Raw genomic sequence first — 24,197 nt, 5'->3', positions numbered from 1 at the left:
ATGACCCGCGCTTTTTGTTTATCCCGCTTTCGCTAAATTGGAAACCGTGTCGTCAACCGATTGCCGGATAAGATAGTCAAATGCTCCCAGCGCTGCGCTGGCCCCGGCCCCCATAGAAATCACAATCTGTTTATAGGGTACGGTAGTCGCATCGCCGGCGGCAAATATACCCGGTACCGAGGTAGCCCCCCGGGCATCAATCTCAATCTCACCGCGATCGCTTAAAGCGACATCACTGCCCTGCAACCATTCGGTGTTGGGTACCAAACCAATTTGCACAAATACCCCGGCCAGTGCCAGCTGTTTCGATTCACCCGTGGCGCGATCAAGATAATTCAAGCCGGTGACTTTTTTACCATCGCCTACCACCTCTGTGGTCTGAGCATTGGTCAGAATATCCACATTGGGCAATGAATGAGCTTTCTTTTGCAAAACGTCGTCGGCGCGCAGGGTATCGGCAAATTCCAGGACGGTCACATGGCCGACAATACCGGCTAGATCAATCGCCGCCTCAATCCCCGAGTTGCCGCCGCCAATAACCGCCACCGACTTGCCTTTAAAGAAAGGGCCGTCGCAGTGGGGGCAATAGGCCACCCCGCGGGTGCGATACTCCGCTTCACCGGGCACGCCCAGCTCGCGCCAACGGGCGCCGGTGGCTAAAATGACCGAGCGGCTGGCGAGGGTTGCCCCACTTTCAGTGCGAAGACGCACGATATCCTGACGCTGAATATCCGCCACCCGCTCAGCGGTAATGATGTCCACGCCATACTCCTTCACATGCTGCTCTAGCCCTGCCGCAAGCTTGGGCCCTTCGGTATAGGGAATTGAGACAAAATTCTCAATACCCACGGTATCCATCACCTGGCCACCGAATCGCTCCGCCAGCATAGCCGTACGAATTCCCTTGCGTGCGGCGTAGATAGCCGCAGCCGCACCGGCCGGACCACCACCGACAACCAACACATCATAGGGATCGCGGGCACTCAATTGGGCGACTTTATCCTCACCCCCCGAGCTGTCCAGCTTGGTCACTATCTCTTCCAAAGTCATCCGCCCCTGGCCAAACGCCTCACCATTAAGGTAAACGGCGGGCACCGCCATAATATTGCGCTCGTCCACTTCTTGCTGAAACAGAGCGCCATCGACCATCGTGTGGGTAATGTTGGGGTTTACCGCCGCCATAAGGTTAAGCGCCTGAACCACGTCGGGACAGTTCTGGCACGACAGTGACACATAGGTGACAAAATCAAGCGGTCCGCGCAGGGTCGCTATTTGCGTGAGCAGTGCTTGCTCGGCTTTAGGGGGGTACCCGCCCGCCTGCAGCAACGCCAGCACCAGCGAGGTAAACTCATGCCCCAATGGGATACCGGCAAAGCTGACTCTGGGTTCGGCACCCGCTTCACCAATCGCCATACTGGGCGAGCGCTCTAAAGCGCGATAACTTAACTGAATCTTATCCGACAGACCGGCGATATCTGAGGCCAGCGCGCTCAATTCACGTGCCTTTTCGCTGTCGTCCATGGACACACTAACCTCAATCGGCTCGGCGATCTTTTGCAGATAGGTGTCCAGCTGTTGTTTGATGTTTGCATCCAACATAAGTGTGTCCTAAACATTAGAAAAAGGCCGGCCGAAGCCGGCAATTGGGGGAGCTATTAACTTGGCAATAAAGTAGATCATCCTCTCGACTTTATTATCGCCCTAGAAATACTGGCGCAAGTGCGCGGACGTGCTGGTATTTCTAGGGCTCGCGACCGGCTTAACGCCGGCGGCGATGCATCCATGCACCGCATTATTAGTCCGACGTGCTCCACGAAACGCGGGGCCGGTCACACACGGTTGCTTAAATTTTGCCAACCAAATCCAGTGACGGTGCCAGTGTCTCTTCACCCTCTTTCCATTTGGCGGGACACACTTCACCCGGATTTGCCGCCACATACTGAGCCGCTTTAATTTTGCGCAGCAGTTCGCTGGCATCGCGGCCGATACCTCCGGCGGTAATCTCGACGATTTGCACTCGGCCTTCGGGATCGATCACAAAGGTGCCGCGATCAGCAATGCCCTCTTCCTCAATCATCACCCCAAAATTGCGGGTGATGGTACCCGTGGGGTCACCAATCATCGGAAACTGGATTTTGCCGATGGTTTCTGACGAGTCGTGCCACGCCTTGTGCGTGAAGTGGGTATCGGTCGATACCGAGTAAATCTCTACGCCTAAGCGTTTGAACTCTTCATAGTTATCCGCCAGATCTCCCAGTTCTGTCGGGCAGACAAAGGTAAAGTCCGCCGGATAAAAGAATATAACCGACCACTTGCCACGCAGATCACTGTCGCTGACATCAATGAAATCGCCACCCTGGTAAGCGGTGGCGTTAAAAGGTTTTACTTCGCTGTTCATATAACGAGACATTTGCTACTCCTGATTGGATAAAAGTGTTTAAGCTGTCCACGAAGTAAATACTATTAAAATACTCACAATAATTTAAATTAACTATTATTATAAAATAAATAGCCATGCACTATTGAACCGACAAGCTGCAATAAATTCGTTAAACTTCAGATCTTGCAAGGGGGATGTGAAAACGAGCAAATGCCCAAGGGCTTGCTCCCACAGGGGCGAAATACCTATTAACCCGGCAACGATTGATTGTCGGGTGAATAACTGCGCAGGAGGCGCCGAAGGCGAGCGCGAGCCCTGTAAAATCAAGGGAAGTCGCAAATTCCGCCGACTTTACAGGACGACAATTAAGAGGCTCAGGACGAGTATCTTAATTGCCAGATTAATAGACGCCCTGGGCGTGCTTTCGGAAGGTATAGGGTATCCCGCTCACGGCGGCAGATTCAGCTGACAGTATCGAGAGTCTTGACCCAGCGACCATTTTTATTGACCACGCGAAACCTGGCCCAATGACGAAACTCTTTTGCCGTACACAATACCGTCTGTTCACCGCTAATGCCCGCAACATTACGGTAAATCAGTTTAGCCTTGTCGATGCTTAAATCGTCATCAGCATCAAATACCTGGCGAATACACCACTGCGCCCCCGTTTCACCATTGCTGTAGTAGTCACCTTTACGCAGCAATAGAGGTTCGCGCTCAGAGTCGCGGGCATGGCGCCAAGCCATATCAAATATGTGCGATAACTCTTCCGAGCTGACATCGACATAGGTATCCAGTTTGTGCATAGCGGCGGCGAAATCTTCGTGAGTCAGATGCGGAGCAGTGCTGGTAGCAGCGGGTGTGCTGCGCATCAAGGCACTGGGGTAACGGCGCCAGGCAAACAGGTTATTAAACACCAGGGCGGCGGCAAAAATCGCGACGACATTTAACCCCACCGGAACCAGCAGATACGTGAACCCCAGTTGGTGCACCGGGGCTCCGCCAATCACCGCCGCTAAGGCGGTTGCCCCCCCGGGCGGGTGAATGCAACGCAAATAAGTCATGGCGGTTACCGCGGCTCCCACCGCAATCGCTGGAGTCCACACCGAATCACCCAGCAACCACTGACAACTTACCCCGATGGCCGCCGAAATAAGGTGCCCCCCTATCAAAGGCCAGGGCTGAGATAAAGTGCCGTGGGGCACAGCGAACAACAGCACCGCCGACGCCCCCATGGAGGCGAGCATTAGCACCAGGCCCCATTCGTTGAGGACACCTCGCGAAATAAAATAGACACTGGCAATCCCCACGAAGGCGCCCAGCCCCGAGATTAGTTTTTCCCGGTGACTTGTGGTATTCGATTCCACTCCAAAAAATTCGGCAATTTTTAACACGTGTGACCTCAATCGCGAGTCATTAATCAGGGCTGGCTAGCGCGCACCAAGGCGGTGCATACTAGAGCGACTGCATCCGAGTAGCAAGTACTGGCAAAGTGTTTGCTACTTTAAACTGGAAAGCGAATAAAGCCGGAAGCAATCTTTCAGTTTCGGCTCGAAGTGCTTTGCAAAAGCTATATATCCCTAAAAATCAATCACCTAAACAGGTTTTTAATGAAGCGTTATCTGCTACCTCTGCGTAATTTTTACACGGCTCTCCCCTTGCTTGGCTTACTCACGTGCGGTCATACTCTCGCCTACGAGCTTCGCTATCATGCCGATTTAACCCACAGCGACGACCACGCGCGCGTGAGTGTGGAAATACCCGATGCCAGCGACGTCAAAACCATCGACTTTAACCTCGATAAAGACTTTCATAGCCAGGTCGAAGCCAATGGCGAACTGGCCATAGAAGACGGCAGAGCCGTGTGGCAGCCACCCAAAACCGACGCCCGCTTAACACTAAACGTGCAACTCAATCACCAGCGTCGTGGGGATGGCTACGACTCGGTGCGCCGAGAGGACTTTGCCATTTTTCGCGGCGATGATCTGATTCCGCCGGCGCGGGTACGCACCGTCAAAGGCGCCGAGAGCGAGGCGAGTTTACGCTTTACCCTGCCCGAGCACTGGCGCTCGGTAAACAGTGGTTGGCCCAAAACAGACGATGGTCAATTCCGTATCGATGACCCCAAGCGGCGCTTTGATCGCCCCACCGGGTGGTTTATTGCCGGTAAGCTGGGCACCCGCCGTGAACGCTTGCCCGATACCCACATCGCCGTCAGTGCGCCCCTGGGCAATGCCGTTAAGCGAATGGATGTACTGAGTTTTGTGTTGCTGAACTGGCCGACCCTTCGGGAAATCGTCGGCGAAACGCCACCTAAAATTTTAATCGTGGGCGCCGGCGACCCCATGTGGCGCGGCGGACTCTCCGGCCCCAACTCTCTGTTTATGCACGCCGACCGCCCCATGGTGAGCGAAAACGGCACCAGCACCCTGCTTCACGAGCTTTTTCACACTGTCACGAGCATCAGCGGCAAAGGAGAGGATGACTGGATTGCCGAGGGCCTGGCAGAATATTATTCGTTTACCATCTTGCATCGCGCGGGCGGCATGACCGATGAGCGCCACACCAAGGTGATAAAGTGGTTAGAAGAGTGGAGCGCCGAGGTCGAAACCCTGTTCGCCACAAGCTCAAGCGGCGAACGCACCGCCCGCGCGGCTTTGCTTTTTGCCGATCTGGATCGCGAGATCAGACAGCAGAGCGACGACGAGAAGAGCCTGGATGACGTCGTTAAAGCCCTGATTTCTATTGGCGATGTCAGTCTTGCGGATCTAAAATCAGCGGTCAAAACACTCACTCAGCATGAATCTCAGGTGTTAGAAAACAGCGAACTGCTGGCTCCTGAAGGCTAAATGATCTAGATTGTGAATTCACTCAAGCAGCATCCATCAAACACAGGGAGCACCCGATGAAGGCCAACAATATTCTCGAAACCATTGGCAACACGCCCCATGTTCGTATCAACCACCTTTTCCGTCCCGACATCGAAGTGTGGATGAAAGTCGAGCGCTTTAACCCGGGTTCTAGCATTAAAGACCGTATTGCCCTGGCAATGATTGAAGAGGCCGAAGCCCAGGGAAAGCTCAAAAAAGATACTGTGATTATCGAACCCACCAGCGGTAACACGGGTATTGGCCTGGCAATGGTTTGCGCGGCCCGGGGCTACCGGCTAATCCTAACCATGCCCGAATCCATGTCGGTCGAACGTCGCAAAATTATGAAATCCATGGGCGCCGAGCTGGTGTTAACCCCCAAAGAACAAGGCATGGGTGGTGCGCTCAACAAAGCCGCCGAGCTGCGCGACGACTACCCCAACAGCTGGACACCGCAGCAATTTACCAACCAAGCGAATGTTAAAGCGCATCGCGAGACCACCGCCAAAGAGATTCTGGCGGACTTTCCCGAGGGGCTGGATTACCTGATTACCGGTGTCGGCACAGGCGGCCACATTACCGCCTGCAGCGAGGTGCTAAAAGAGGCCTTCCCTTCTCTTAAAACCTACGCGGTAGAACCCGAAAAATCACAGGTGATTGCAGGTAAAGAAAAAGGCCTACACCGCTTACAGGGTATAGGCGCGGGTTTTGTACCTGAGATTCTTAACACTGACGCTCTGGATGGCACCGTGGCCGTGAGCGAAGAGGACAGCTTTGAAATGGCGAGACAGTGCGCCCTTAAAGAGGCTATGTTAGTGGGCATCTCCTCTGGCGCCACGCTTGCGGCGGTCAAACAAAAAGAGGCCGAATTTGCGCCGGGCAGTCGAATCATCATTTTCAGCTATGACACCGGTGAGCGCTATCTGTCGATTGACGACTTTTTTAGCGCCTAATAACGCCCCTGAAAACTTTAACATCTGTTAAGAATCGTCAGAACCGGCCCTTAGGGGCCGGTTTTTACGTAAAATTTGCGAATTTACTATAACGATATCCACCCACAAGAGAGCCCCCATGATCACTCACGAGCCAAACCCCAAGTATATTGCCGACCCAAAGCGTTACGAAAACATGCCCTACCAACGCTGTGGTAAAAGTGGATTATCGCTACCACGCCTGTCTTTGGGGTTATGGCAAAACTTCGGCGCGGTTGATTCTCTGACCAACGCGCGCGCCATGATCCACCGCGCCTTTGATTTGGGCATTACCCATTTTGACCTGGCTAACAACTACGGCCCTCACTACGGCTCGGCCGAATCAACCTTTGGCCAGGTTATGGCCGATGGTTTAAAGCACTACCGTGACGAAATGATCATTTCCAGCAAAGCCGGCTACGATATGTGGCCCGGGCCCTACGGTATCGGCGGATCGCGCAAATACCTGGTGGCCAGCTGCGATCAGAGTTTAAAACGTTGCGGCGTCGAGTATTTTGATATTTTCTACTCCCACTGCTTCGATCCAGACACTCCGCTGGAAGAAACCATGGGTGCGCTGGATTACATTGTGCGCTCCGGCCGCGCGTTATACGTGGGCATCTCTAGCTACGACCCCGAACAAACCCGGCGCGCCGCCGCCATTTTAAAAGACTTGGGAACACCACTGTTGATTCATCAACCTCGCTACAACCTTTTCGATCGCTGGATTGAAGACGGTTTAACCGATGTGTTGGATGAGGAAGGTGTGGGCTCTATTGTGTTTTCACCGCTGTCTCAGGGCATGCTGACGGACAAATACCTAAACGGTATTCCCCAAGACTCTCGCGCCGCGCGGGGCGAGCAGATTTATCTGAGCGAAAATGATATTAGCGAAGCGACTCTGGACAAAATTCGCGCACTCAACGAGATCGCCCAAAACCGTGGTCAATCTCTGGCGCAAATGGCGCTGGCTTGGGTACTCAACAATAAAACGGTTACCAGTGCCATTATTGGTGCCAGCCGCGTTGCGCAAATTGAAGACTCGGTTCAAGCCTTAGACAATGCCAAGTTCGACAGCGAAGAGTTAACACAAATCGAGCAAATCCTTCGCACACAGTAAAACATACACCGCGCCCTGGCTTGCTTGGGCGCGGTTTTGCTGGGTGTAAGTGCGAATTACTTGCGAAACTTACTCACTAGCGCGCGCAATGGTGCTGTCATTTTCCAAAATGTGGCGTTTTCAATCGCCTCAAGCTCTTCGCGAAGCATGCGCTCACGGGGAGTTTCCGACTCCTGCAATGATGGCTCTGGCAAGGGCTCTTCTTGCGGCACTTCTACTACCGTTTCCGGCGCTGGCCGGCGGCGTAACCGCTCCACTTCCCTCTCGAAACGCTTTAAGTGCTCGATGTATTCACGCGCGTCTTGCAGCTGTCCCATCAGGTCAGTAATATTTTTGTATAACCGATCCAAATGATGATCGCGGCGTGTAATATGATTGCGCAGCGCCTGGCTGTCTGCTGAACTCAAAGTATGCCCCGGTGCCAACAGCGAGGGCTCAACCCGCTCCTCAACATAGATAGTAGAGTGAGGTCTGACTTTGTTTTCGCGATCATCAGTATAAAAATAAAGGGCGAAAGACTTTCGGCTGCGATGGCTTTCAGACTCGGGTAACGCAACTTGCTTAAAACCGTGCCATGAATGGTTGTGAGTTTCAAACAGCACCGCGCGATTAAACACCGGCGTTACGGTAACCGTTTCATCTTGCTCAGCGGGTAAGCGCGGGTTTTTATGTAGCTCGATATTACCGCCCCACTCAGGCCGCCAATCGTGATTCAAGTAAACAATTAGATTGAGTCGACGATTCCAATTGGTAACCGGATGATGAGTAAAATCCACATGGACATCTAAACTTTGTCCGGTTAAATTTTCGTGACTGCCCCCGCCAAAGTAGTGGGGGTCGTAGAGAAGATTATCGATGCCAGTCAGCTCACCAATCCATTCGCGAAACGATTCCGAACTTGCCAGCTGATCAATTTGGCGGTAGGCAGGCCCCAATTGCGCCACTTTTTCATTTACGGCTTTGCGACCGACCTGACCGTTTTCGTTCATGGCCAGGCGCTCATCAAAGCTCGGGAACTGATCCAGTAGCGCCTGGCAAAACTCTTCGGTGAAGAAATTATCGATCACTACATGACCAAAAGGCTCAGCGCTGGCAAAGCGTTGCTTTAACTGCGCAAGTTTTTCTTCCACCTCAGAATTTATAATGTCCATCGCGTTCGCCACCTCGATAAAATGGTTAAATATCAACCAAACCTAAAAGATAGCGGACAGTATAACAGGGCTAAGAATTTCCTACTTATCTTTGCGCTGTTTTGCGTGGTGCTTGCGTTCACGCGAACGAAAATAACGCGAACCAAACCAAAAGGCTAGCAGGACAAACGCGACCAATGCGAAGCTGCCCACCGAAAAGTGGATATGGCTACTGGCGGCGTGTTCGCTATGGTGCGGATGCGCTTGGGCGAATAGCGAAAACAACGCCAATGTGCACAGGCTGGTGAATTTCATTAACATTTTCATAGGAGTTCCTCAATTAATCCGTATTAACTGGCAGGCGCAAGCATGCCCGCTTTTTCGATAAAGGCGATCACATCGGCCACGCCGGTTTCATCTTTTAAGTTAGTGAATAAGAATGGCTTGTCGCCGCGCATTTTACGGGCATCGCGATCCATCACATCGAGGTCCGCACCCACCAGAGGTGCCAAGTCAATTTTATTGATAATTAACAAGTCTGATTTAGTGATGCCCGGGCCGCCTTTGCGGGGGATTTTATCACCCGCCGAGACGTCGATAACGTAAAGGGTCAAATCAGACAGCTCGGGGCTAAATGTAGCGGCCAGATTATCGCCGCCACTTTCAATCAAAATAACATCCAGGCCCTCGTGCCGTGTCTGCAATTCGGCTACCGCCGATAAGTTCATCGAGGCATCCTCACGAATCGCCGTGTGAGGACACCCCCCGGTCTCCACCCCGATAATACGGTCGTCTTCTAGCGCTTGATGGCGTTGCAAAAATTCAGCGTCCTCGCGGGTATAGATATCGTTGGTAATAACCGCGATGTTGTATTTGTCTTTTAAATGCGCGCACAGGGTTTTTACCAGAGCGGTTTTTCCCGAGCCAACTGGGCCGCCGATGCCCAAGCGCAGTGTAGGTTTTTTCATGGTTACTCTCTTACTCTCAATACAATGATCGATATGATTGATGTCGCTTAGGCCAGATCAAGACCGAAACAGCCGGGTGTATTGTCTTTCGTGTAGACACGACGCCATAGCCAAACCCGGCAGACTCAAACCGATTTCCTCGTCTTTCACGCTCTTCGCCCGCTCGCAGGTCTCCTGCACCTCGGGCATTAGCGCGACCAATACTTGTTGTGCATGGGTTTGCCCCAGGGGCACAATTTTTGTAGCCGCCGCCACCTGGTTTTCCAGCCAGCTCCAAACCAAACCCTGTGCCAGCTCGTCTAGATCGACGTTCCAATGAACCCCGGCCAGAGCAAACTGACAGACAAAGCCCGGCGTCGAGCGATACAAGCTTCGCTCACTGCGGGGCACCTGCAACGACACCAGCAAGCGATTGAGCGCCTGACCCAGCTGCTCGTCTTCTAACAACAACTCCGAGGTTTCACGACAGGCGCGGGTATAATCATTCCAGTGGTTCACCCGATCAATATCACCCTGCTGCCAGGCCGCGTAACAACGTCGCAAAACCGGCACGTCCAAATAGGCCAGTGAATGGCTCATTACGTTTGCCAACCAGTCCCGCAGGGCTTCATCGTCTTTTAGCCAGCCCTCTTCCACAGCGTACTCTAAGCCCTGAGAATAGGCGTAGGCGCCTACCGGCAGTGCGGGACTCACTAAGTGCAGTAAGTGCAGTAAGGCCGTGGACGCCACGCCTACACCGCCTCGTGAGAATGCTGATGGGTATGACTGTGCTCGTGGGCATGATCGTGGGAATGCCCGTGAGATCCGCCATGGTAAGCCCCGTTTTCAGGATTAAAAGGGGCTTGTTTGCATTCCACGGCAAGCCCCAACCCCTTCACCATAATATCCAGCACATGGTCGTGCTGATAGCGCACAAAGTTGTCCCCCACCTGCAAGGGCACATGGCGGTTACCCAGGTGATAGGCTACGCGCGCCAACTGCCGGCGATCATCACACACCACATTGCTAACCGTTTCCAACGCGGCCTCCACCAAAACTCGTGTACCGTCACTGCATTCCAGCAGTTCGCCATCGGCCAGCACATGACCGCGCTCGACAAACCAGCCCAGGGTTTGTCCGCAGCGAGTCTGCGTCCGGTAGCGACTTTTTTGCCGCTGCTCAAAGGTTAATTCGACAACCGGTATATCGTCGCGGGCCGGGCCCTGAACAACCTTAAACGCCTCTAACATAAATTTCTTTTCCCAACTGATGATTAAAACAAGGTGTAGCGTTGCGCCAGGGGCAGCTCGGTAGCCGGCTCACAGGTCAGCAACTGGCCATCGGCGCGCACTTCATAGGTTTGCGGATCGACCTCCATATGAGGCTGATAGTCGTTAAGCACCATACTCGCTTTGGTCACCGAACGGCAGTTTTTAACCCCCACCAAACGTCGCTCGAGTTCCAGAGAACCCTTTACCCCAGCCTCTATGGCGGCCTGACTGACAAAGGTGACCGACGAGCCGGTGCAGGCCTTGCCGTAGGCGCCGAACATGGGGCGATAGTGTACCGGCTGCGGAGTGGGAATAGAGGCATTGGGATCGCCCATGGGCGCCGCGGCAATCACCCCGCCCTTAAGAATCAATGAAGGCTTGATACCGAAAAACGCGGGCTTCCAAAGCACCAGGTCGGCCAACTTGCCCACTTCAATCGACCCCACCTCGTGGGAAATACCATGGGCGATGGCCGGGTTAATCGTGTATTTGGCAATATAGCGCTTGGCTCGTAAATTGTCGGCGCTGGACGTTTCCCCGGGAATCGCGCCGCGCTGTTCGCGCATTTTGTGGGCCGTCTGCCAGGTGCGACAAATCACCTCGCCCACCCGCCCCATGGCCTGAGAGTCGGAGCTAATCATGGAAAAGGCGCCCAGATCGTGCAGAATATCCTCGGCGGCAATGGTCTCTTTGCGAATACGCGAATCGGCAAAGGCCACATCTTCGGGAATATTAGGGTCCAGGTGGTGACACACCATCAGCATATCCAAATGCTCGTCGATGGTATTGACCGTGTAAGGCCGCGTCGGATTGGTGGACGAGGGCAATACGTTCGCCAGACCACAGGCTTTAATAATATCCGGCGCATGTCCGCCGCCCGCTCCTTCAGTGTGGTAGGTGTGAATAGTGCGACCGTCAAACGCGGCAATGGTGTCTTCGACGAAGCCCGACTCGTTTAAGGTGTCGGTGTGAATCGCCACCTGCACATCGTACTTTTCTGCTACGTTCAAGCAGTTATTAATCGATGCCGGCGTGGTCCCCCAGTCTTCGTGCAATTTTAATCCCAGGGCCCCAGCAGCGATTTGCTCCTCCAGCGCCAGAGGCAAGCTGGCGTTACCCTTACCCAAAAACCCCAGATTCATGGGAAAACTTTCTGCCGCTTGCAGCATTTTCGCCATGTGCCAGGGGCCCGGTGTACAGGTGGTCGCGTTAGTGCCGGTCGCAGGCCCCGTGCCGCCGCCAATCATGGTGGTAATACCACTCATTAAAGCTTCTTCAATTTGCTGCGGACAAATAAAATGGATGTGCGCATCGATACCGCCAGCGGTCAGTATCTGTCCCTCGCCGGCAATCACTTCGGTACCCGGCCCGACTTGAATGGTGACGTCGGGTTGGATATCCGGGTTACCCGCTTTGCCAATAGCACTGATACGTCCGCCGGTGAGCGCGACATCGGCTTTTACCACGCCCCAGTAATCTAAAATCAATACGTTGGTGATCACCGTATCCGGGGTATCGGCACAGCTGGCTTGGGACTGCCCCATCCCGTCGCGAATCACTTTACCGCCACCGAACTTAACCTCTTCACCGTAGGTGGTGTAATCCTTTTCCACTTCCAGCCACAGCGAGGTATCCGCTAATCTCACTTTGTCGCCGGTGGTGGGGCCGAACATTTCGGCATAGGCCTTTCTGTCGATCGTCGCCATTTTATAACTCCCCCATCACTTGGCCGCGAAACCCATAGACCACTCGCTTACCCGACAGAGCCACCAGCTCCACTTCGCGCTCCTGGCCCGGCTCAAACCGCACAGCAGTACCAGCGGCAATGTTCAGGCGAAATCCGCGCGCTTTATCGCGATCAAAACGCAGCGCCGGGTTCACCTCAAAAAAATGATAGTGAGATCCCACTTGTACGGGTCTATCGCCGGTATTGGCAATCACCAAACGAATGGTTTCTCTGCCCTCGTTCAGCGTATGCTGACCGGGCTTAATATCGTATTCACCGGGAATCATCGCCATCTCCTAAACAATGGGGTTATGGACTGTGACCAACTTGGTACCATCGGGAAAGGTCGCCTCTACCTGAACCTCGTGTACCATCTCGGCAATCCCATCCATTACATCGTCGCGGGTGAGAACCTGACGGCCGCGATCCATTAATTCCGCAACGGTATTGCCATCGCGCGCACCTTCCATAATTTCCGCGCTGATTAATGCTACTGCCTCGGGGTAGTTAAGTTTCACCCCGCGCGCCTTGCGTCTTTCGGCCAGCAGTGCCGCGGTAAAAAGCAGCAATTTATCTTTGTCTCTCGGGCTTAACTCCACAGATCTGTCCCCTTTTTAAGTATTCCAAATTCTTGGTTCGACCGCCTCGCGCCCCATTTGCAGTGGCCGCACCGCGGCCCAAATCTGAGCAAAGCCCATCCGGCACTCCCCCACGTTATTGCCTAAATAACGGGCGATAAGCAGCCCCTGTTTTTGCGTAATGCCCCACTGCTCGGCGGTGCCGGCAAAGCGCTGATGCAAATCCTCTAACAGCTGATCAACCGCATCGCGTGAGACTTTAACGTTCGCAACCATAGTTCCAAAACTTGAGGCCCCTTTCAGCCCCCAGGGCGCCTTCATCATTGAATCGCCTCCGCGTACTCGGGTGCGCTCACGCAGCAGTGGTTTGCCCGCGCAGTTAATCTCCAGGGTTTGCAGAACCTCACCCTGGGTAAAAACCTCATCGCAGGCGGGCCGCCCTAAGCAGACAATATCCCACAAGCAGTACCGGCTATCCGGGCTCGCCTCCACCCTAGTATGCAGGCGGGCATTGGCACCGTTAAAGACAATGGTTTCCTGTGGCAGCCACTCAAGCGAGCTGTTCTCCTCTAGCTGCAACTCGACCCGCTGTCCCTGGGTAGTCGTCTTATCACTGTGCTGAAGTGCCTGGAGCGAATAAACTCTTCCCGCCGAAGGTGTCGTCACCAAGGCGCAAGCGTTAGCCTGAGTACTTAAATTTAGCTGCAGCTGATCGCCCACGACCAGCCCGCCCGGGGGGTGCAACAAATACACATGGGCCCAATCGGCTTCGGGATAAAAAGCACGTTGAATTCGCAAAGGTCCCTGATGCCGGGCACGAACCACAGCTGTTCGCTCACCCCGGGGGGCAAATTCAAGCGTTAAACTTGCGGGCCAGCTGCGCGTCACTTGCACAGGATCGTCCGCACGCGATCTTTTTATATCGCCCTCTAATTCACTGGCGGGTAATGTCAAAATAAATTCTCAGCAACCTGTTCCATGATTGGGCATTCAACAACAAGAAGTATGCCAGATAGCACTTACCCATAAGCCCCGAAACGCGCGCTTTGACAACCCATCAAGCAGCAATAATGCACCACCAAAGTGCAGGCAAACAAAAAGCCACACAACTCGCCCCATTATTGGGCATCAGCAAATCAAAGGGGGGTAATTTTGCAACCTGAAGGCGCTTAAGATGCGTTACACTAAAAATTCAGGTTATACCACAGGATGTTTACCTCTATGCCTCAAAGCCAATTACCTTATCAGCACACCCACCACGAATCCGGTGCATACCACACGATAGACGCGATTATCTCCCCGCAAGAGCAGCTTAATATATTATCTAAAGCCGAAGTGGCGAAGTTATTGGATGTAAGCCAAAGCGGGCTTTATAAACTGTTTCGCAGCTGTGCCCTGGCGGTTCTCAACTGCGGCAACTCGCTGGACGACGGTAAAGAACTGCTGGAGCGCTACCCCGACTTTGCGATTCAAATCATTCAGGAAGAGCGCGGTATCAAGCTCGAAGTGAAAGGCGCACCGGCCAGTGCTTTCGTCGATGGACAGATGATCCGCGGTATAGCAGAACACTTGTTTGCCGTGCTGCGCGATGTGGTCTTTGCCAGCAGCGATGAACGCCTGCTGCGCTCTCTCGATAACGACCGCACCGAAGCCACCACCGATGCAGTATTCCACATGCTGCGCAACGCCGATGTGATTCGCCCCAAAGTCGATCCCAATGTAGTGGTCTGCTGGGGCGGGCACTCTATCAGTATGGGCGAATACGATTACACCAAAAAAGTCGGCTATCAGATGGGCCTGCGCGGTTTGGATATTTGCACAGGTTGCGGCCCCGGCGCCATGAAAGGCCCCATGAAAGGTGCAACTATCGGCCACGCCAAACAGCGCCTGGGCGTGGGTCGCTATATCGGCATTACCGAGCCGGGGATTATTGCCGCCGAAGCGCCCAACCCTATCGTCAACGAACTCACGATTATGCCGGACATTGAAAAACGTCTGGAGGCGTTTGTGCGCGCCGGGCATGGAATTGTCGTATTTCCAGGCGGTGCGGGTACTGCCGAAGAGATTCTTTACCTGCTGGGCATTCTACTGCACCCTGACAATCGTGAACTGCCTTTTCCACTCGTATTTACGGGGCCCGGCTCGGCAGCGGACTATTTCCGCCAGATCGATGCGTTTATTGGTACGACCTTAGGGCCCGAGGCACAGCAAAAATATCAGATTATTATCGACGACCCGGAAAAAGTCGCCAAAGCCATGGTGGGGGGCATTGCCTCGGTGCGCGCATTTCGCAAACAAACCGACGATGCCTATTATTTTAACTGGCAATTGAAAATCCCCCGAGACTTCCAGCGCCCGTTTGCTCCTACTCATGAAAATATGCGTAATTTGCAGCTCAACCGCGAGCAACCCAACCATCAGCTGGCCGCCAATTTGCGGCGCGCGTTTTCCGGGATTGTCGCGGGTAATGTTAAAGATGAAGGCATTCGCGCCATTGAAGCAAACGGTCTGTTTGAGATCAGTGGTGAGCAGAGCATCATGCAGCCGGTGGATGACTTGTTAACAGCCTTCCAGAACCAGGGCCGCATGAAGCTTCCCGGCAGTCACTACACCCCCTGTTACCGAATTGTATAGTGGTCATCAAAGCGTCATATCATTGTGGCAGTGTGAGACATATCCTACACAAAGAGGTGAATTTCACTTCTTTGCAAAAGCTTACGATTTGACGATACTGTATCTACAGGGACGTCACAGGGATGACTAAGGGCCAGGAAGGTTCACAGGACGTCTGCCAGGAAGGCCAGGGAATACAACAACAGCAACAAGGAAGCGACAGGACAAATAGGGAAGTCTTACGGCCGGGAATGCCAAACCACGACAGGGGTTAAGGATTACAGCAGGACGCATGGACCACGGAGTAGGTCTGTATTGCGAACAGGGATTCACAGTTCACCCGCGGTCCACATAGGTGGGCCTTTTTTTTGCCCGTCTTTTTTGTTTTTGCCTCTGATACAGTCTCCCTTTCGCCGTTAAGCAAGCAGCACAAATTTAACCGGGGAGGCCCTCCCCGGTTAAAAGTTTTCCTGCAAATACTGCTGAGCCAGGCGCGATGCATCAGCACTGCTGGTTGCAACAACTTCCAAAAGCTCTTTAGCGCGGGCGTTATTACCCTGCAAATGGTACACCTTGCCCAGTTTAAACTGCGCGTCCGGCACCTTGCGACTGTCGGGAAACTCCACCAGCAAACTATCGAACCAGCGCTCGGCCTCGGGCAAATCACTCTTTAACAAGTAAATCTCACCCAACCAGTAGTAACTATTGCTGGCATATTCACCCTGAGGGAAGCGTTGTAAATGCGCCTTGAACCCCGCCACTGAAGCGTCTATCTGACGCTCCTTAAGCAGGTCATAGGCGGCGCCGTAAATCTCCGCTTCCGACGCCCCTTCGGCGACGCCAGCCGGTAACGCTGCCGAAACCTGGGCCGCTGCGGGCGCAGAATCAGCGCCGGAGACATCCGATACATCCGTTTCAGCGGCGCTTACACTACCCGCGCCAAGGGATTCAGAGGGGGTGAAGATAGCCGCAGCCGGCGAGGTTTCGGGGGTGGTACCGGTGGTTAAAGCGCTGATACGCCGATCCAGATCCAGATAATCATCCAAGCGCTGTTGCTTTAAACGTTTGAGTTCAAACGCCTGCTCTTCCACCAGACCACGCAGGTTCATGACCTCCTGCTGCAGGGTTTGCAACTGGTAGTAAAGCTCGGCTTGCTGATTAACAGCGCTTTGATTGCCCGTGGCATTGGAGCGTTCGCGCGGCGCCTGAGTGGAAGAATCCACGACTTCGACCTGCGCTTGAGCCCCCAGCGAAAATACGGCCGCAATAGCGGCCGTAGATAGTAGGTTTTTCTTCATTCGACGCTCTTAGTAATCGAGTTCTACGCGACGGTTTTTGCTCCAGGAAGACTCGCCACTGCCCAGCGACAGAGGACGCTCTTCACCGTAGCTGATCACTTCCAGATTGCTGCGGTTTACGCCTTGCAGAACCAAAAAGTCGCGTACCGCGTTGGCGCGACGCTCACCCAGCGCCATATTGTATTCGCGCGAACCGCGCTCGTCGGCATGACCTTCCAGGCGTACCTGAGTGTTGGTGCCGATCAGCTGCTCGGCGTGCGCTTGCAGCAGCGTGCGTGCTTCAGGCTGAAGTACGGCCTGATCAAAATCGAAGTAGATCACAGTTTCCAGATCGCTCATAGCGTCTTGCGAGCCGTCACTGGAGCCCAGTGAGCCACCATCAGCTGTGCCTGTGGTCACACCGCCGTTCGCGCTGGTACCGGCGTCGGCGCCATCGGTTTTTGTGTCTGTGCTGGAACAGCCCACCAGGAACGCCATAACAAACGCAAAACTCAGGCCTTGTTTCATTGCTTTAGTAATCATGTTTAACTCCGATCAATTGTTGATATTTTGAGCTCACTGCAATTTTATTGAAAAAATGGCGACCAAGCAGGTTCCCGAACATCACCCTGCTTGGATGGCAAACGATATTTGGTTCCCGCATCCAGTGACACAGCGGCCAGTATACCTTTTCCCCCAGAGCGTGTCGCATATAGCAACATAGCACCATTAGGCGCTATAGTAGGCGATTCGTCCAGGTTTGTCTCTGTCAGGATTCGCAAAGTACCATTGGTAAGGTCCTGCGCCGCAATGTGGAACACACCATTACGCTGATGAACCATCACCAGGGTTTTGCCATCCAGGGACACTCGCCCGCGAGCGTTATACTCACCCTCGAAGGTTAAGCGCTCTACCCGCCCGCTGGCAAGAGTCACCTGATAAATTTGTGGCTTACCGCCACGATTTGAAGTAAATACCACCGCTTCACCGTCGGCCGTCCAGCTGGGCTCGGTATCAATGGCGTAGTGATTGGTAATACGGGTGAATTGGCGCGAGCGCAAATCCAGGGTATAAATCTCGGGATTGCCGTCTTTCGATAGCACCATAGCCAGCTTATCGCCGTCGGGCGAGAACGCCGGCGCGCCATTCAAACCGGTAAAATTGGTTAACTGTTCACGCTGCCCCGTGGCCAAATCCTGCAAAAAGATGGCCGGGCGATCGGTCTCAAACGACACATAGGCCACCTGACGCCCATCGGGAGACCAAGCTGGTGAAAGCAGTGGTTCTTCCGACTCCAGCAACAGACGCGGCCGGGCACCGTCGGCATCGGCCAGCATCAAGCGGAACTTGTCATCACTGGTGGCGCGCTGAAAGGCTTCTACATACATGATTTGCGTAGAGAAAGCGCCGCGAATACCGGTGATTTTTTCGTACACCTTATCGGAAATATGATGCGCCAGATCACGCAGCTGCGCTTCGCTGCCATCGACCTTAGCCTGGCTGATTACTTTGCGCTGCCCCAGGACATCAAACAAACTGTAAGTGGCGTAATAACGCTCGCCCCGCTTTTCCACATTGCTGACCAGCAAAAACTCTGTGCCCATTACCCGCCAGTCGCGGTAGAAGACATCCGCTTCGGTGGCGGGAAAAGACAGCATGCTGCTGCGCGGAACCGAGTCAAACTGCCCGCTGCGCTCTAAGTTGGCCGAAATAATAGACGACAGATCTTCCGGCAGAGGCGCTGACCCGCTCCACCCCGTGGGCACCACCGCAATTCGGGTAGGGTTGTCCACCCCCTGAGTGATCTCAATGGTCAGCTGCGCGTGGGCACTCCACGCCAGAGATAACATTAATAAAGCGACAACAATTCTCACAAGCGTAAATCCTCGGGCTTAAATTCCAGCTTTAGCTGCCGAAAGTTCTGCTCAAACAGTTTCGGCGGCATGTTTTGCAACTCGGCAAATCGATCCACCCGCCGCACGGCCTGTTCGGCGGAGCGATCAAAGGCGGCATTGCCACTGCTTTTTATGACCGTGACGTTCACCACCTGACCGGTGGGCACTAACTGTATCAAGAGCGTGGCGGTCATGCCACGGCGCGCCGAGGGCGGACGACTCCAGTTTTGCTCCACCCGGGCGGCGATCATATTGACGTAACTTTGGGTTTGCGCAGCAGCCACTTCGGCCTGCTGGCGCGCCGCCTCTTCGGCTTTGCGCTTTTCCTCTTCCAGGCGCTGACGCTCCAGGCGCTCGCGGCGCTCTTGCTCGGCTTTTTGTTTGGCCGCTTCCTCGGCGCGGCGCTTGGCTTCCAGCTCCTGCTGGCGCTTGCGCTCGGCCTCTTCCTTTTGCTTGCGTTTGCGCTCGGCCTCGGCTTTGGCCTTGCGCTCTTGCTCTTGTTTGCGCTTGCGTGCCGCCTGCTCGCGGGCTTTGCGCTCGGCCTCGGCCTGCTGACGTTCCAACTCGCGCTTTTTAGTCAGGTCAATCACTTTGTTTTGTGCCGGTGCGGTCTCTTCCTTGGTTTGCGCTTTCAGCTCTACCAACTTGGCCTCGACAAACTTGGGTTTGAACACCCGCGGCTCGACGGTTGCGGTGGATTCCCAGCCAACGGTAATCACCAACAGCAGTGCCAGATGCATACTGACACTGACAGCGGTGGGAAGCGTATAACTACTGCGCCACTTCATAGACGATGCTTCACTTATTCCGGCGGGTCGGTCACCAGACCAACCGAGGGCGCACCGGCGTTTTGCAGCCGGGTCATCAGCCCCACCACTACGCCGTAATTGACATCGCTATCCCCCCAAACCAAGACCGGGGTAGTGGGCTTTTCACCCAGCACCTTGCCCACCATCTCGGCAATTTGCGGCAGCGGCTTGGCCTGTTTGGGCTCGCCGCCCAGCTCAATGTAGTATTGGCCAGACTTATCCACTGAAACGATTAAAGGCTCGTCATCCTGGTTATCGATAGGCGCCGAAGGCGCTTCGGGCAAGTCCACCTGCACGCCCTGCATCAGCATGGGCGCAGTTACCATAAACACCACCAGCAGCACTAACATCACGTCGATATAGGGCACGACGTTGATCTCTGCCATGGGCTTTTTCTTTTGTCGGGGGCCAAAGGCTGACATAAAAGCGGTCTCCGGTCGCGAAATTTACGAGGACACTTGTTTGCTGTGTACCTGGCGATGCAGGATCGCGGAGAATTCTTCGGCAAAGGTCTGGTACTGGTTTTCCATGACCTCAGCGCGGGCGGAAAAGCGGTTATAAGCCAGCACCGCGGGAATCGCGGCGAACAACCCCATGGCAGTCGCCACCAGGGCCTCGGAAATACCCGGCGCCACGGTAGCCAGGGTCGCCTGATGCACATTCGCCAGCCCCCGGAAGGAGTTCATGATCCCCCATACGGTACCGAACAAGCCAATGTAGGGGCTAACCGAGGCCACACTCGCCAAAAATGGCAGATGCTGTTCCAGCTTTTCTTCCTCGCGCGCCAGGGCCACCCGCATGGCACGCTGGCAGCCTTCCATAACGGCGTCCGAGTCGGCACTGCTTTGCGAACGCAGACGCATAAACTCTTTAAAGCCGGCACGAAAAATATTCTCTACCCCATCGACGGCATCTTTACCGGTTTTGCCATTGCTTTGACGATACAGCTGATTCAAATCAATGCCGGACCAAAACTGCTTTTCGAACGATAAATATTTTGCCCGGGCTTTGCGCTGGTACATACCGCGCTGAATAATCATAACCCAGGAGACCACCGAGGCCAGAAATAGCAACGCCATCACCAGTTGCACCAGCAGGCTGGCATTGGCAATTAACCCCCAAATGGAAAGCGAATGTTCGTTAGGCATAAAGACTTAACTCTTGTCCGTATCAATAGTCTGGGCCAGCTTGTCGCGCATCGCGCTGGGCATGGCACAGGGTTTCATGGTCTCGGGTAGCACACAGGCAATGCGAATTAGACCCGTGCACAGCAATTCGTTCCCGCGAAATATGCGCTGACGGAAAATCACATTGGTGCGCGCCAGAGTGTCCAGCTCGCAGGTCACCTCAAGCAGATCATCCAATTTCGCCGAGCGTTTGTAATCCACTTCGGCCCGGTGCACCACCAGTAATTTGCCATCATCTAAAATCGCGGGCTTATCATAACCGTATTGGCGCAAAAATTCTGTGCGCGAACGCTCCATAAACTTGAGGTAGTTGACGTAGTAGACAATACCGCCGGCATCGGTGTCTTCAATGTAAACCCGCACTGGAAGGGAAAATAACGCTTCGCTCACAAGCCATCCTTAAAGCGATCGGGCACCGGGGCGCCGAAGTGCTGGTAAGCCTGGGCCGTCAGCACGCGCCCACGCGGGGTGCGGGCAATAAAACCCTGTTGAATCAAATAGGGTTCAATCACATCTTCGATAGTGCCGCGCTCTTCGCCAATGGCCGCCGCCAGAGAATCCACCCCCACCGGGCCGCCGGTAAAATTATCCATCATCGCCACCAGCAGGCGCCGATCCATATGATCAAAGCCGCGCACATCCACGTTCAGCATGTTGAGCGCTTGATCGGCAACGGTTTCACTCACCTGACCATCGGCTTTAATTTGCGCATAATCACGCACCCGGCGCAGCAAGCGGTTGGCAATGCGCGGGGTGCCACGCGAGCGCTTGGCCACCTCGGCCGCGCCAGCCTCATCCATGGGCACCCCTAAAAGGTCAGCCGAACGGCTGACAATGTGGGTGAGATCGGCGATATTGTAAAACTCCAACCGCTGCACAATGCCGAAACGATCACGTAAAGGTGAGGTTAACAAGCCCGCCCGGGTGGTCGCGCCCACCAGGGTAAATGGCGGCAAATCCAGTTTGATTGAGCGCGCCGCAGGGCCTTCGCCAATCACAATATCCAGCTGGAAATCTTCCATCGCCGGATACAAGATCTCTTCTACTACGGGGCTTAAGCGATGAATTTCATCGATAAACAGCACATCGCCTGGCTCAAGGTTGGTCATTAACGCCGCGAGATCACCGGCTTTTTCCAGCACCGGCCCCGAGGTACTTTTTAACGCCACCCCCATTTCCTGGGCAATAATATTGGCGAGTGTGGTTTTGCCAAGGCCAGGCGGACCAAACACGAGCGTGTGATCCAGGGATTCATCGCGCGCGCGCGCGGCCTGAATGAAGATTTCCATCTGCTCGCGCACCACCGGCTGGCCCACATACTCGGCCAGGGTTTTGGGGCGAATCGCGCGGTCCAGCTGCTCTTCGGGGCCTTTACTATCGGGGGCGATTAAGCGGTCGGTTTCAATCATAACGCTATCCCGCTATTTTCCGCAGTGCTAACCGAATTAATTCCTGGGCACTGGCAGCGGGGTTGGCCTTGCTCTGGGCGGCAACCATACGGGTCGCTTCGGCGGGCTTATAGCCCAGCGCGATCAGCGCGCTCTCGGCCTCTTCACCGGCGTCGCTCGGGGTGAGCGCGGCGGCGGCAGGATTAAGCAGATCGGCGCGACCACCTGAAGGGGAAATTTTATCGCGCAGCTCAATCACCAGGCGCTCGGCGGTCTTCTTGCCCACTCCGGGCACCTTGACCAAAGCGCTGACATTATCATCGTGCACGCAGCGGGCAACATCGTCCGCATCCATGCCCGAAAGAATAGCCACAGCCATTTTGGGTCCGACGCCGTTTACCTTAATTAAGGTGCGAAATAAATCGCGGTCAGAACGTTTGGCAAAACCGAACAACTGCTGCGCCGTTTCGCTGACGGCCAAGTGCGTGTAGAGAGTCGCGGTTTGATTGAGCTCAGGAAGGTGGTAAAAGGTCGTCATGGGCGCCTGCACCTCGTACCCCACACCACCCACATCGAGAAGCAGAAACGGGGCTTGTTTTTCCAGCAATGTGCCGTGCAATCGTCCAATCATGACTTATTAATTCTGTTTAAAAACAAAGGCCTTTATACCATACGACCGCGGCGAAAGCTGCGTGCGCGGGCCAGTTTTAACAAATGTTGTTGCGAGTTTACATGACACAGGGCGATGGCAAGCGCATCGGCGGCATCCTCTTGCGGGCAGGCGGGAAGCTTTAACAGGTTCTTCACCATATGTTGCACCTGTAGTTTATCCGCTGCGCCGGTACCGGTAATGGCCTGCTTGACCTTGCGGGCCTCGTACTCGGCTACGGGCAGATTCTGATTAACAGCAGCGACAATTGCCGCCCCCCTCGCCTGCCCAAGCTTCAGCGCCGAACCCGCGCTCTTGGCCATAAACACCTGTTCAATGGCAAACTCCTGAGGGCAGTGCTGCTCAATCAGCTGGGTCACACTGTCAAAAATAAGCTTTAACCGTTCGGGAAAGGCGATATCGGGAATGCGAATAACCCCACTGGTGACATACTCAGTGCGACTTCCCACCACATTCACCAAACCAAAGCCGGTTTTGCGCGAGCCGGGGTCCACCCCCATGACAATAGCCATTAATTTTCCCAGAGCCTGTGTAAGACAGCCCTATATTACAAGAGTGTTGCGGCGGGACAAATCACAACTGCTCCAATACCTCATCGGGAATATCGGAGTTGGTGTACACATTTTGTACATCATCCAAATCTTCCAACATATCCACCAGAGCAACAATCTTCTCGGCGCCGTTTTTATCCAGCTCTACCGTGGTTGAGGGCTTCATAGTGATCTGTGAGTTTTCGGGGGCAAAGCCCGCATCAATCATCGCGCCCTTAACATCAAAATAATCTTCAAAGGCGGTCTCAATTTCTTTACTGTCGTCACTGTGAGTAATAAGCTCTTCGGCACCTGCTTCCAGAGCCGCTTCCAGCAATTCGTCCTCTTCCACATCAGCACTGAAAGTCAGCTGACCGATTTTAGAAAACAAATAGGCGACCGAGCCGTCGGTGCCCAGGTTCCCGCCGCGCTTGGTAAAAGCGTGACGCACCTCGGCCACGGTGCGATTTTTGTTATCGGTCATACACTCGACCAGCACCGCCACGCCGCCGACGCCATAGCCCTCGTAGGTGCACTCTTCATAGTTATCACCTTCGGTGTTACCGGCACCGCGAGCAACGGCCTTGTCGATGGTGTCCTTTTTCATGTTGGCGCCCAGGGCTTTATCCATGGCAGCGCGCAGACGGGGATTATCGTCGGGGTTATCACCGCCCTTGGCGGCAACGGTTAACTCGCGAATAATTTTGGTAAAGACTTTACCGCGCTTGGCATCTTGCGCGGCTTTGCGGTGTTTAATGTTTGCCCATTTACTGTGGCCAGCCATAGTTGACTCCGCTTATTTCTCGCTATTGCTTAGATAAATCAAAAAGTAGAT

General features: G+C 54.2%; 27 protein-coding genes. 4 read left to right on the top strand and 23 right to left on the bottom strand.

Going from position 1 to position 24,197, the window contains the following annotated elements; all coding sequences use genetic code 11:
* Positions 1-18: 18 nt before the first annotated feature.
* The 3 genes from ahpF to M6D89_RS02890 all read right to left on the bottom strand — a co-directional run bounded on the left by ahpF (position 19) and on the right by M6D89_RS02890 (position 3,774).
* Positions 19-1,599 carry an alkyl hydroperoxide reductase subunit F gene (ahpF, locus tag M6D89_RS02900; RefSeq protein WP_253966530.1) on the bottom strand — a complete coding sequence of 527 codons (1,581 nt, stop codon included), beginning with the start codon at positions 1,597-1,599 and terminating at the stop codon, positions 19-21.
* Between the two features lie 244 nt (positions 1,600-1,843).
* On the bottom strand, positions 1,844-2,410 hold the full coding sequence (gene ahpC / locus M6D89_RS02895) for an alkyl hydroperoxide reductase subunit C (protein WP_253966529.1): 567 nt from the start codon (positions 2,408-2,410) through the stop codon (positions 1,844-1,846).
* Between the two features lie 431 nt (positions 2,411-2,841).
* Complete coding sequence (locus M6D89_RS02890) at positions 2,842-3,774, bottom strand: HPP family protein (protein WP_253966528.1); 933 nt, start codon at positions 3,772-3,774, stop codon at positions 2,842-2,844.
* 216 nt (positions 3,775-3,990) lie between these two features.
* On the opposite strand from M6D89_RS02890, the gene M6D89_RS02885 reads away from it, so the two are divergent.
* The 3 genes from M6D89_RS02885 to mgrA all read left to right on the top strand — a co-directional run bounded on the left by M6D89_RS02885 (position 3,991) and on the right by mgrA (position 7,341).
* Complete coding sequence (locus M6D89_RS02885; RefSeq protein WP_253966527.1) at positions 3,991-5,229, top strand: hypothetical protein; 1,239 nt, start codon at positions 3,991-3,993, stop codon at positions 5,227-5,229.
* A gap of 56 nt (positions 5,230-5,285) precedes the next feature.
* Positions 5,286-6,203: a cysteine synthase A gene (cysK, locus tag M6D89_RS02880; protein WP_253966526.1), complete on the top strand. Its 918-nt coding sequence runs from the start codon at positions 5,286-5,288 to the stop codon at positions 6,201-6,203.
* A gap of 118 nt (positions 6,204-6,321) precedes the next feature.
* A complete protein-coding gene (gene mgrA, locus M6D89_RS02875; RefSeq protein ID WP_253966525.1) occupies positions 6,322-7,341 on the top strand; it encodes an L-glyceraldehyde 3-phosphate reductase in 1,020 nt (339 codons plus the stop codon).
* A gap of 56 nt (positions 7,342-7,397) precedes the next feature.
* Here mgrA and M6D89_RS02870 read toward each other — a convergent pair whose 3' ends face one another.
* From M6D89_RS02870 to M6D89_RS02830, 9 genes are all read right to left on the bottom strand, one after another.
* Positions 7,398-8,492: a 2OG-Fe(II) oxygenase gene (locus M6D89_RS02870; RefSeq protein WP_253966524.1), complete on the bottom strand. Its 1,095-nt coding sequence runs from the start codon at positions 8,490-8,492 to the stop codon at positions 7,398-7,400.
* An 81-nt stretch (positions 8,493-8,573) separates the two neighbouring features.
* Positions 8,574-8,798 (bottom strand): hypothetical protein, encoded by a 225-nt coding sequence (locus M6D89_RS02865; RefSeq protein WP_253966523.1) that lies wholly within the window; start codon positions 8,796-8,798, stop codon positions 8,574-8,576.
* A 23-nt stretch (positions 8,799-8,821) separates the two neighbouring features.
* A complete protein-coding gene (gene ureG / locus M6D89_RS02860) occupies positions 8,822-9,439 on the bottom strand; it encodes an urease accessory protein UreG (RefSeq protein WP_253966522.1) in 618 nt (205 codons plus the stop codon).
* Between the two features lie 57 nt (positions 9,440-9,496).
* Positions 9,497-10,168, bottom strand: coding sequence for an urease accessory protein UreF (locus M6D89_RS02855; protein WP_253966521.1), 672 nt, complete (start codon positions 10,166-10,168; stop codon positions 9,497-9,499).
* Between the two features lie 2 nt (positions 10,169-10,170).
* Positions 10,171-10,668: an urease accessory protein UreE gene (gene ureE / locus M6D89_RS02850; RefSeq protein ID WP_253966520.1), complete on the bottom strand. Its 498-nt coding sequence runs from the start codon at positions 10,666-10,668 to the stop codon at positions 10,171-10,173.
* 23 nt (positions 10,669-10,691) lie between these two features.
* Positions 10,692-12,395, bottom strand: a complete 1,704-nt coding sequence (gene ureC / locus M6D89_RS02845) for an urease subunit alpha (protein ID WP_253966519.1) — start codon at positions 12,393-12,395, stop codon at positions 10,692-10,694.
* A 1-nt stretch (position 12,396) separates the two neighbouring features.
* Complete coding sequence (locus M6D89_RS02840; RefSeq protein ID WP_253966518.1) at positions 12,397-12,702, bottom strand: urease subunit beta; 306 nt, start codon at positions 12,700-12,702, stop codon at positions 12,397-12,399.
* 9 nt (positions 12,703-12,711) lie between these two features.
* Positions 12,712-13,014: an urease subunit gamma gene (gene ureA / locus M6D89_RS02835; RefSeq protein WP_253966517.1), complete on the bottom strand. Its 303-nt coding sequence runs from the start codon at positions 13,012-13,014 to the stop codon at positions 12,712-12,714.
* A gap of 15 nt (positions 13,015-13,029) precedes the next feature.
* Positions 13,030-13,947 carry an urease accessory protein UreD gene (locus M6D89_RS02830; protein ID WP_253966516.1) on the bottom strand — a complete coding sequence of 306 codons (918 nt, stop codon included), beginning with the start codon at positions 13,945-13,947 and terminating at the stop codon, positions 13,030-13,032.
* A gap of 267 nt (positions 13,948-14,214) precedes the next feature.
* Here M6D89_RS02830 and ppnN point away from each other — a divergent pair, with 267 nt between their 5' ends.
* Positions 14,215-15,627 (top strand): nucleotide 5'-monophosphate nucleosidase PpnN, encoded by a 1,413-nt coding sequence (gene ppnN, locus M6D89_RS02825; RefSeq protein WP_254722093.1) that lies wholly within the window; start codon positions 14,215-14,217, stop codon positions 15,625-15,627.
* Between the two features lie 437 nt (positions 15,628-16,064).
* Here the strand turns inward: ppnN and M6D89_RS02820 are convergent, their stop codons facing one another.
* The 11 genes from M6D89_RS02820 to M6D89_RS02770 form a co-directional block, all read right to left on the bottom strand.
* Positions 16,065-16,904: a YbgF trimerization domain-containing protein gene (locus M6D89_RS02820; RefSeq protein WP_253966515.1), complete on the bottom strand. Its 840-nt coding sequence runs from the start codon at positions 16,902-16,904 to the stop codon at positions 16,065-16,067.
* 9 nt (positions 16,905-16,913) lie between these two features.
* Positions 16,914-17,426: a peptidoglycan-associated lipoprotein Pal gene (pal, locus tag M6D89_RS02815; protein ID WP_253966514.1), complete on the bottom strand. Its 513-nt coding sequence runs from the start codon at positions 17,424-17,426 to the stop codon at positions 16,914-16,916.
* A gap of 44 nt (positions 17,427-17,470) precedes the next feature.
* On the bottom strand, positions 17,471-18,733 hold the full coding sequence (tolB, locus tag M6D89_RS02810) for a Tol-Pal system beta propeller repeat protein TolB (RefSeq protein WP_253967688.1): 1,263 nt from the start codon (positions 18,731-18,733) through the stop codon (positions 17,471-17,473).
* Between the two features lie 20 nt (positions 18,734-18,753).
* Entirely contained in the window at positions 18,754-19,566 is an 813-nt protein-coding gene (gene tolA, locus M6D89_RS02805) for a cell envelope integrity protein TolA (RefSeq protein ID WP_253966513.1), read from the bottom strand.
* Positions 19,567-19,580: 14 nt separating this feature from the next.
* A complete protein-coding gene (gene tolR / locus M6D89_RS02800; RefSeq protein ID WP_253966512.1) occupies positions 19,581-20,009 on the bottom strand; it encodes a protein TolR in 429 nt (142 codons plus the stop codon).
* A gap of 24 nt (positions 20,010-20,033) precedes the next feature.
* The gene (gene tolQ / locus M6D89_RS02795; protein ID WP_253966511.1) at positions 20,034-20,735 is read right to left on the bottom strand and encodes a protein TolQ; all 702 of its coding nucleotides are present in this window, start codon (positions 20,733-20,735) and stop codon (positions 20,034-20,036) included.
* 6 nt (positions 20,736-20,741) lie between these two features.
* A complete protein-coding gene (gene ybgC, locus M6D89_RS02790) occupies positions 20,742-21,164 on the bottom strand; it encodes a tol-pal system-associated acyl-CoA thioesterase (protein ID WP_253966510.1) in 423 nt (140 codons plus the stop codon).
* Entirely contained in the window at positions 21,161-22,183 is a 1,023-nt protein-coding gene (gene ruvB / locus M6D89_RS02785) for a Holliday junction branch migration DNA helicase RuvB (RefSeq protein ID WP_253966509.1), read from the bottom strand. Before ruvB ends, ybgC begins: the two co-directional genes overlap by 4 nt.
* A 4-nt stretch (positions 22,184-22,187) precedes the next feature.
* Positions 22,188-22,793 carry a Holliday junction branch migration protein RuvA gene (gene ruvA, locus M6D89_RS02780; RefSeq protein WP_253966508.1) on the bottom strand — a complete coding sequence of 202 codons (606 nt, stop codon included), beginning with the start codon at positions 22,791-22,793 and terminating at the stop codon, positions 22,188-22,190.
* Positions 22,794-22,825: 32 nt separating this feature from the next.
* Complete coding sequence (gene ruvC / locus M6D89_RS02775; protein ID WP_253966507.1) at positions 22,826-23,344, bottom strand: crossover junction endodeoxyribonuclease RuvC; 519 nt, start codon at positions 23,342-23,344, stop codon at positions 22,826-22,828.
* Between the two features lie 61 nt (positions 23,345-23,405).
* Positions 23,406-24,146, bottom strand: a complete 741-nt coding sequence (locus M6D89_RS02770) for a YebC/PmpR family DNA-binding transcriptional regulator (protein WP_253966506.1) — start codon at positions 24,144-24,146, stop codon at positions 23,406-23,408.
* Positions 24,147-24,197 lie beyond the last annotated feature (51 nt).

Origin of the sequence: Gilvimarinus xylanilyticus (assembly GCF_024195295.1) — a bacterium.
Classification (GTDB): domain Bacteria; phylum Pseudomonadota; class Gammaproteobacteria; order Pseudomonadales; family Cellvibrionaceae; genus Gilvimarinus; species Gilvimarinus xylanilyticus.
This window is presented reverse-complemented; position numbering and strand designations above follow the sequence as displayed.